The organism is Streptomyces sp. NPDC056987 (genome assembly GCF_042673865.1).
Lineage (GTDB): Bacteria > Actinomycetota > Actinomycetes > Streptomycetales > Streptomycetaceae > Streptomyces.
Window position 1 is genome coordinate 78,960 of sequence record NZ_JBHURV010000039.1, and the last position, 6,000, is coordinate 84,959.

Annotated in this window: 5 protein-coding genes; 1 reads left to right on the top strand and 4 read right to left on the bottom strand. The window is 71.0% G+C overall.

From position 1 onward, the window contains the following. Window positions 1-1,085 precede the first annotated feature (1,085 nt). The 4 genes from ACFTZC_RS33515 to ACFTZC_RS33530 all read right to left on the bottom strand — a co-directional run bounded on the left by ACFTZC_RS33515 (window position 1,086) and on the right by ACFTZC_RS33530 (window position 3,966). On the bottom strand, window positions 1,086-1,244 hold the full coding sequence (locus ACFTZC_RS33515; protein WP_365815823.1) for a DUF6760 family protein: 159 nt from the start codon (window positions 1,242-1,244) through the stop codon (window positions 1,086-1,088). Beyond that, on the bottom strand, window positions 1,241-1,753 hold the full coding sequence (locus ACFTZC_RS33520) for a hypothetical protein (protein ID WP_382896183.1): 513 nt from the start codon (window positions 1,751-1,753) through the stop codon (window positions 1,241-1,243). The genes ACFTZC_RS33515 and ACFTZC_RS33520 overlap by 4 nt, the downstream gene beginning before the upstream one ends. Next, window positions 1,753-2,196, bottom strand: a complete 444-nt coding sequence (locus ACFTZC_RS33525) for a phage tail protein (protein WP_365815819.1) — start codon at window positions 2,194-2,196, stop codon at window positions 1,753-1,755. Before ACFTZC_RS33525 ends, ACFTZC_RS33520 begins: the two co-directional genes overlap by 1 nt. A 144-nt stretch (window positions 2,197-2,340) precedes the next feature. Further along, a complete protein-coding gene (locus ACFTZC_RS33530) occupies window positions 2,341-3,966 on the bottom strand; it encodes a phage tail sheath family protein (protein WP_382896186.1) in 1,626 nt (541 codons plus the stop codon). Window positions 3,967-4,375: 409 nt separating this feature from the next. Here ACFTZC_RS33530 and ACFTZC_RS33535 point away from each other — a divergent pair, with 409 nt between their 5' ends. Then, window positions 4,376-5,932: a hypothetical protein gene (locus tag ACFTZC_RS33535; protein ID WP_382896188.1), complete on the top strand. Its 1,557-nt coding sequence runs from the start codon at window positions 4,376-4,378 to the stop codon at window positions 5,930-5,932. Window positions 5,933-6,000: the final 68 nt, after the last annotated feature.

A 6,000-nucleotide genomic window follows, 5' to 3' on the forward strand; every position in this document is an offset into this window, starting at 1 on the left:
CGGAGCGGACCCGGCCGACGCGGACGCACGCGGCGCCGGAGCAGCCGGAGCAGAAGGAGACGCCGGAGCCGGGGCCGCCGGACCCGCCGCACGCGACGCCGAAGCAGACGCCCCGGAAGCCGGACCGGACACACGCGGCGCCGAAGCACCCGAAGCAGAAGGAGACGCCGGAGCCGGGGCCGCCGGACCCGCCGCACGCGGCGCCGGAGCAGACGCCCCGGAAGCCGGCGCAGGCGGACGAGGAGCCGGGGCCGACGGACGAGAGGCCGGGGCCGGGGCGGACGCGCGCGGCTCGGCCCTGGTCGGGGCCGGGGCGGAGGTACGGGGCGCGGACGCGGGGAGGACCCGGCGCTGCACCGTGGGCGAGGCGGGGGCCTTGGTCAGCGCGCGCGGGGCCGGCGTGGCCGCCGGCGCCGTGGCCGACCGGGGCCGTACGGGCGCGACGCGCGGGCCCGTCGCACGCTGGACCGCGAGGGCCGCACGGGAGACGTCGGCACCGGAACCGGCCACCCTGCGAGGCCCACCGGTACCGGCGGCGCCGGAGGCGCCCGCACCGGGCGCACCCGCGCCGCTCGGGCCCGCCGGGTCGTCCTCGACCACGACGACCGGCAGCGAGAGCGAGGGCTCGCCCAGCCCGCCCGCCCTGGAGGACGAGGCGGGTGTCAGCGCGTCCCGGATCAGACCCGTCGGCGCGTTGTCGAGGACGGCGTGCGAGAGCGTCCCCGTGAAGGACGGGTTCTGCCAGGTGGACAGCGTGCCCGCGAAGTTGGCGGCCGCGACCGAGTGCGTCGCCGGGGCGCGCTGGATCGGCGGCAGCCCGGCCCAGCCCCGCCCCCCGGCCGAAGCCACGGAGGCGGAACCAGAGCCGGAACCGGAACCGGATCCGGAAACAGAAGCGGAAGCGGAGACGCCGGAGTCAGAGCCCGAGCCGGAACCGCCCGCGCCCGAACCCGTGACACCCGTGCCCGTGCCGCCCGTAACAGGGGCGGGGGACGGCAGCACACCGTCCCCGTTCCCACCGCCGGTGCCGGCACCCGTGTCGGCACCGGCCCGGCCCCGGCCTCTGAGCCGGTCGAAGATACCCATTACCGCTCCACCGTCGCTCGCGTCACCAGCGTGGCGATCTGCTCGGCGTACCGCCGACGCTCGCGGTGTTCGAGGTCCAGGATGTCCTCCAGGCTCCAGTGGAAGTGATAGGCGATGTACGCGACCTCTTCATGAATACGGTCGGTCGCGTACGTCACGATTCCCCCAGGCGGCTCCCGCCGAGTTCGACCTCGAACGGCTGCTCGCAGTGCGGGCATTGCACCCCGGCCCTCGTGTGGCCCTCGGCATTGATCTGACGGTAGAAATCCTGCAGGAAGGCGAGGTCGGAGGCGAACATGTTCTCCACCACACCGTCGTGCACCTGGGGCACCCCGCCCAGCCGGGTGATCACCCGGCCGAGCAGGACCACCGAAAGATACGCGGGGTTCTGCTGAACCCGCAGATCCTGCAAGGGGATCAGTTCGTCCCGCGCGGTCGCCAGACGCATCGTCCCGTCGCGGTGCACGACGCCTTCACTGTCCACATATCCGCGCGGCAGCTCGAACGCGAACTCCGTGCGCATCCGCTCCCGCTCGGGCTCCCGCCGTGCGGCGGGCTCCGGTGCGGGGGCCGGGGCCGGCGCGGCCGCCGGTGCGGGCGTCTCCGCCTGCACCGGCGCCGGTACCGCGTCCCCGGGAGCGGACTTGGTAGGTACCCCTCGGCGCATTACTCGATTGACATTTCTTCGTAGGTGATCGTGACGGTCTCGGTGAGCGTGCCCGCCTCGCCGGCCTTGAGCGCGCTGCCCTCGACCGCACAGCACCAGGCGTTCCGCATGTTGTAACGCCGGACCGGGTTCATCTGGTAGTCCATCACCACGATGGTGGCGTTCTTGCGTGCCGAGCCCATGTCACCGCGGATCGAGTCCTTGATCCACGTGTCGAAGGCGTCGGACATCGTCATGCCGCGTACGACGGTGGCCTCGCCCGCGACCTGGACGCCGGGGGCCTTCGACGTGGTGGGCTGGCCGTTGGCCGAGTTCTGCTTGCTCTCGATCACGTCCTGCTTCATCGTCAGGCCGGTGGCCTCCTGGAGATACTCCACCAGGACACCGTCGATCTGCAGTCCGAAGTTATGTGAAGTGAAAGAGTCACCAGGCATAAGACTCATGGAGCTTGCTCCTTCTGCTACTGCTGTCGCGCTCGTTGAGAACGGCTACTGCTTGTGCGGCCGCCGCTACTGCCGCTGTCGCGGCGGCTGTTGCCCGTCAGGCGAGCCGGCCGGCGGAACGCCGGCCGGCGGGACACTCGCCTGTTACTCCTCCAGCTCGCTGCCGGCGCCGGTGATCTGCGCCAGCCGGAAGATCACGAACTCGGCCGGCTTGACCGGCGAGACGCCGATCTCGCACATCACGCGTCCGAGGTCCACCGACTCCGGCGGGTTGGTCTCCTCGTCGCACTTCACGTAGTACGCCGCCTCCGGCGTGGCGCCGAAGAGCGCGCCGCTGCGCCACTCGGTGATGAGGAACGCCGAGATGTTACGGCGGATACGGGCCCACAGCGCGTGGTCGTTCGGCTCGAACACCACCCACTGGGTGCCGATGAGGATGGACTCCTCCAGGTAGTTGAAGTACCTGCGAACGTTGAGGTAGCGCCAGGCCGGGTCGGAGGACAGGGTGCGCGCACCCCAGACCCGGATACCACGGCCGGGGAAGGACCGGATGCAGTTGATGCCGAGCGGGTTGAGCAGGTCCTGCTCGCCCCGGGTGACCTGCGTCTCCAGCTCGACCGCGCCGCGCACGACCTCGTTGGCGGGGGCCTTGTGCACACCGCGCTCGAAGTCGTTACGGGCCCAGATGCCCGCCACGTGACCGCTCGGCGGGATGAGCCGGGTCTTGCCGCCGGCCGGGTCGAAGACCTTGATCCAGGGGTAGTAGAGCGCCGCGTACTTGGAGTCGTAGTTGGACGTCTCCCTGCGCCAGACGCGGATCTCGCGGGCGTTGAGGCCCGGCGGCGGGTCGATGATGGCGAGCCGGTCGCCCATCAGCTCGCAGTGCGCGATCAGACCGAGCTGGACGGCCTTGACGGCCTCCAGGTCGATGGCGCCACGCTGGTAGGCGGCCATCAGGTCGGGGACGGCGACCATCGAGACCTCGTCCACCGCCTCAAGACCACCGAAGCCGGTACGGTCCGCGGAGTCGCCCAGGTAGTCGGCGACACCGACCTGCTCGGCCTCGACCACGTCGGGAAGCGCGGGGGCCGCGGCGGGGGCGGCGGGCACCGCGAGGGCGACCGTCTGGTTGTCCGGGCGGGCGAGCTGCGAGGCAGCGGCCCCCTCCACCACGGAGATCAGCTTGGAGCGTTCCTTGACCTGCGTGACCACATAGTTGCGGGCGCTCTTCTTGGCCGAGACGTCGAAGGTCTCGACGGCCTTCGGGCCGTCCTTGACGACGAGGCGGAAGCGCTCGGCGGGGCCCTCGCCCTCGGCGTCCGCGACCTCGACACTGAGCGTGCCGCTGTCGCCGGGCGCGATGGCCGACACCTTGAAGGTGCCGAGGGCCTTGGGCTCACCGGCCGTCAGCGCGGCGGCCGCCGTGGCGCCCGCGACGGCCGAGCGGCCGCGCCCGCCGGCGACGGAGTCGGTGCCCTCGCCCGCGGCGCCGGACACTCCTCCACGCACGCCGCCCACACGGACGACGTAGGCGGCGGAACCGCCGTTGTTGAAGAAGCCGTACACCGAGTGGGCAAGGAAGTAACCGTCGGTGAACTCACCGAAGGCCGCGACGTACTGGGTCCAGTTGGTCACCAGGGTCGGCTCGTTGAGCGGACCTTCCGGCGCCAGGCCGACGAAGGCAGCCACGGAAGTGCCCACACCCTCGATCGGACGCGAGCCGCTGGCCACCTCTTCCACGTATACGCCCGGCGACAGGTAAGACGGCATGCTCTGCTCTCCTCGGGGTACAAGACAAGTCGTCATCTCACTCTCACGTGGGCAGCGCCCCGTTGAAACGTCCTGCCGTACCTGACCGGGGGCACGTTTCCTGCCCTCGGCGGCGTGAACGTCGTGGGCAGGGTGTGACCACGGTGCGGCGCAGGGCCATCTCCCAAGGGCGGCGGCCCGGGAAACCTGCCCCTTCGGGCATCCGGGGGGACCCTTCGGCCCCTCCCCCTGCCTGCCGGACCGCTTGTGCTGCCCGCCCCGGCCTTCCGGGCGCCCCCTGGGGCATCCGGCCCCGGTGGGAAGCGTGGATTCCGCAAGACTCCGGGGGCAGGGGCCGTCACCTCTTCGGGCAGCGGGGGTACCCGACGGCTTCTGACGTCGCTCCGCCCCGGCAACTAGCGTCCGGAGGGTGACCCTCTGGACCTCCCTGGAGCCCGCCTCGACCACCGTCGACCCGGGCAGCAGCACCACCGTACGACTGCGTCTGCGCAACACGGGCGACGTGGTCGACGAGTACCGCTTCGAGCCGGTCGGCGACGTCGCACCGTACGTCGTGGTGGAACCGCCGACCCTCCGGCTCTATCCAGGAACCACCGGGGCCGTGGAGCTGACCTTCTCCCCGCCCCGGACCCCGGACTCCGCTGCGGGGCCGCATCCGTTCGGCGTGCGGGTCCTGCCCACCGAGAACGCGGACGCCACCACGGTCGCCGAAGGCAACATCACCTTCACCCCGTTCATGGAGGTACGGGCCGAACTCGTCCCGCACACCGTCAAGGGCCGTTTCCGGGGCCGCCCCAAGCTGGCGGTCGACAACCTCGGCAACACCAAGCTCACCGGCTCGATCAGCGGCGGTGACAACGGCGACCAGCTCTCGTACGAGATCGCCCCCGCCAACGTCCAGATCGAACCCGGCCGCGCCGCCTTCGTCGACGCGACCCTCAAGCCCAAGCAGATCACCTGGGCGGGGCAGAAGCAGTCGAGGCCGTACGACCTGACGGTGCGGCGCTCGGGGACCGAACCGCTGCCGGTGTCGGGGACGTACATTCAGCGCAGCGTGCTGCCGTACTGGCTGATGACCGTGCTGAGCGTGCTGCTCGCGCTCACCATCGTCGGCATCGTCCTCTGGTTCAACTTCCAGCCGAACTTCCGGTCCATGGCGAAGGAGATGCCGCTGGGGAACGCGGCGCCGAGCACGCTGCCGGACGAACCGGGGCCGCAGCCGGACAAACCGGCGCTGGAGGACGCACCCGAGGAGGAGAAGCCGGGCGAGCAGAGCGACGGGGACGGCGACGGGGGCGGCGGAGGCGGGGGCGACAAGGAGGAGCAGGAGGAGCAGGAGACCGCGCGGGGCCCGCTGCCCATCACGTCGGCGGACAAGCCGAACCTCTTCGTGCAGTTCGCGCAGGTCCGGCTGGTCAGGGGGGCCGGCGGCTGCAAGCTGACCGATGACCACCGGGTCGGCAAGCTGGACAAGGCGACCCGGGACGCGCTGGCGTGCTTCCAGAAGTCCAACGACGAGGCGTACGGCGAATTCAGCAGGCTGGAGGAGACGGACGGCCTCGGCAAGCTGGGCCGTTCGACGATGACCGCGCTCCTGGCGTCGCACTTCGTCGCGGTGAAATCCGTGCCGCTTGAGGAGGGCAAGGAGGACCCCGAGGTGCCGTGGGTGCGGAACGTCCTGTTCTGGAGCAACAACGTGGAGATCGACGAGGCGGAGTTGGCCACGACGGTGCAGCTCACCAAGGACAACATCACCTACCTCAGGGGCGGCCAGGAACAGCCCACGATGCCGGCGACCAAGAATCTCGCGAGCTGGATCAAGTCGTACCAGGCGATCTTCAAGACCGAGCAGACCGGGACGGTCAACGAGATCACGCTCAACCAGTGGAAGGCGGGCTGGGTCAAGACCCAGGCCGAGCCCGGCACGGTGCCGGCCGAGTCGTGGCTCCCCGCGCCGGTGGAATGACCGAAGCGCCGACGGGCTGACGTCGGCGTCGGGGAGCCGACGGAAGGGGCGGCGGCCGGAGTGAGAAC